This is a genomic window from Micromonospora endolithica (assembly GCF_003626595.1).
In the GTDB taxonomy this organism is placed as follows: domain Bacteria; phylum Actinomycetota; class Actinomycetes; order Mycobacteriales; family Micromonosporaceae; genus Micromonospora; species Micromonospora endolithica.
In genome coordinates this window covers 1-2,141 of sequence record NZ_RBAK01000035.1, presented here as the reverse complement: position 1 = coordinate 2,141, position 2,141 = coordinate 1, and the positions used below count along the sequence as shown (strand labels likewise).

At 70.9% G+C, this 2,141-nt stretch carries 1 protein-coding gene; it reads left to right on the top strand.

Annotated elements, in window-relative coordinates; translation table 11 throughout:
* A partial coding sequence (locus tag D7223_RS32330) for a type I polyketide synthase (protein WP_147442485.1) occupies positions 1-2,141 on the top strand: 2,141 nt, incomplete at both ends.

Sequence of the window (2,141 nt, the reverse complement as noted above, 5' to 3'; positions counted from 1 at the left end):
TTCGACGCGGAGTTCTTCCAGATGAGCCCGCGGGAGGCGCTGGCCACCGATCCGCAGCAGCGGTTGCTGCTGGAGGTCGCGTGGGAGGCCGTGGAGGGCGCGGGCATCGACCCGGCGTCGTTGCGGGGCAGCTCCACCGGGGTGTTCGCCGGCGTCATGTACAGCGACTACGGCGGCCGGGTGAGCCAGGTGCCGGCGGAGCTCGAGGGCTTCCTGCGCAACGGCTCCCACGCCAGCGTGGCGTCCGGGCGGGTGGCGTACTCGTTCGGTTTCGAGGGCCCGGCCATCACGGTCGACACGGCCTGCTCGTCGTCGCTGGTCGCGGTGCACCTGGCGGCGCAGTCGCTGCGCAGCGGCGAATGCGACCTCGCGCTGGCCGGTGGGGTGTCGGTGATGGCCACCCCGGCCACGCTGATCGAGTTCTCCCGCCAGCGCGGGCTGGCGCCGGACGGCCGGTGCAAAGCGTTCGCCGCCGCGGCGGACGGCACCGGATTCTCCGAGGGCGTCGGACTCGTCCTGCTGGAGCGCCTGTCCACGGCGCGGGCGGCGGGACACGCGATCCTGGCGGTCCTACGCGGCAGCGCGGTCAATCAGGACGGCGCGTCGAACGGGCTGACCGCCCCGAACGGACCCGCCCAACAACGCGTCATCCGCGCCGCCCTGGCCAACGCGCAGCTCACCGCCGAGCAGGTCGACGTCGTGGAGGCGCACGGCACCGGCACGACGCTCGGCGACCCGATCGAGGCCCAGGCGCTGCTCGCCACCTACGGCCGGCGGCCGGCGGAGAAGCCGCTGTGGCTCGGGTCGGTGAAATCGAACATCGGGCACACCCAGGCCGCCGCCGGCGCCGCCGGGATCATCAAAATGGTCCAGGCCCTCACCCACGAGACCCTGCCCGCCACATTGCACGTGGACACGCCGACCCCACACGTGGACTGGGACGCCGGCAACGTACGGCTGCTCACCGCGGCCCGGCCGTGGCCTGCCGACGAACACGTACGCCGGGCCGGCATCTCCTCGTTCGGGATCAGCGGCACCAACGCCCACCTCATCCTCGAACAACCACCGGCACCGGTCCCGGCCGAGCACCCGGAGCCGCAGTCACCGACCGACGAGCCGCCCATCCTGCTCTCCGCGACCAGCGAAGCCGCACTGCGCGCCTACGCCGGCCGCCTGCACCAGCACCTCACCACCCACCCCGACGCCAAGCCCGCCGGCACCCTCTACCGACGCCACCACCACCGGCACCGGGCAGCCATCACCGGCGACACCCGGAAAGCCCTGCAAGCCCTCACCCGCGGCGAACCACACCCCGAGCTGATCACCGGCACCACACACGGCGGCAAAACCGTGTTCGTCTACCCCGGCCAAGGCACCCAATGGACCGGCATGGCCACCGAACTCCTCGCCACCAACCCGCTGTTCCGCAAACACCTCGAAGACTGCGCCGACGCCCTCGCCCCGCACACCACCTGGAACCTCATCGACACCCTCACCGGCAAACCCGGCACCCCACCACCCAGCCGCGTCGACGTCGTCCAGCCCAGCCTCTTCGCCATGATGACCGCCCTGACCCGGGTCTGGACCCACCACGGCATCACCCCCGACGCCGTCATCGGCCACAGCCAAGGCGAGATCACCGCCGCGCACATCGCCGGAGCCCTCACCCTCGACGACGCCGCCACCATCACCGCACTACGCTCCCAAGCCCTGCTCGAACTCGCCGGCACCGGAACCATGGCCGCGATCAACCAGCCGCCACAGCACATCCAAGCCCTGCTCGACGACTTCCCCGACGTGCACATCGCGGCCACCAACAGCCCCACCACCACCATCGTGGCCGGCAACCAGACCAGCATCACCAACCTGGTCACGCACTACCAGGGCCGAGGCGTCAACGCCCGGCGCATCGACGTCGACTACGCCAGCCACACCCCACACATCGACCGCCTCCAAACCCAGATCCTGGAAGCCCTCGCCGGCATCACCCCGCGAACCAGCCACATCCCGTTCCACTCCACCGTGACCGGCGAACTCATCGACACCAGCACCCTGACCAACCAGTACTGGTTCACCAACCTGCGCCGACCCGTCCAGTTCCACCAAACCATCACCGAACTCGCCGCCAGCGGGCACCACCA